Below are 631 nucleotides of genomic sequence, written 5' to 3'. Positions count from 1 at the left end.
CAACTGTATCAACCAACGATTTTGACCAGCAGCACCTTTGGCACCCGTATGCCAGCCTACCACCGACTTATCCCAATATCGTGATTGACCGTGCCGAAGGTATTTATATCGTTACTGAAGATGGTACGCGCCTGATTGATGGTATGTCGTCATGGTGGGCAAGCGTGCACGGTTATAATCATCCTAAGTTAAATGCGGCGATGATTGAACAATTGGGCAAAATGGCGCACGTCATGTTTGGTGGTTTAACCCATCAGCCAGCGATAGACTTGGGCAAAAAACTACTCTCAATCGTGCCCGCTGGACTAGACGCAATATTTTATGCTGATAGTGGCAGCATTGCCGTAGAAGTCGCATTAAAAATGGCGCTGCAATATCAGATTGCCGCCAAGCGTCCTAGTAAATGTCAATTTGCCTCGACTCATTCTGGCTATTATGGCGATACGTGGCATGCGATGAGTGTCTGCGATCCTATTAACGGCATGCATAGCCTTTATGGCAAGCAGTTGCCGATGCAGCATTTTGTCGCAGCACCACCAATCGGATTTGAGCGTGATTTAACCCAAAGTGAGCGTGAGGCATTAACTGAGTTTTTTGTCAAAAATAGCGATAAGCTTGCTGGATTTATCAT

Annotated in this window: 1 protein-coding gene; it reads left to right on the top strand. The window is 46.4% G+C overall.

Features of this window, described 5'->3' with window-relative positions; all coding sequences use genetic code 11:
* Positions 1–631 (top strand): aminotransferase class III-fold pyridoxal phosphate-dependent enzyme (locus JMW90_RS13520; protein WP_201564760.1); only part of this gene is annotated, 631 nt, incomplete at both ends.

Source organism: Psychrobacter glacincola, assembly GCF_904846215.1.
GTDB lineage: Bacteria > Pseudomonadota > Gammaproteobacteria > Pseudomonadales > Moraxellaceae > Psychrobacter > Psychrobacter glacincola.
The sequence above is the reverse complement of the archived record's forward strand: the minus strand, read 5'-3'. Positions and strand labels throughout refer to the sequence as shown.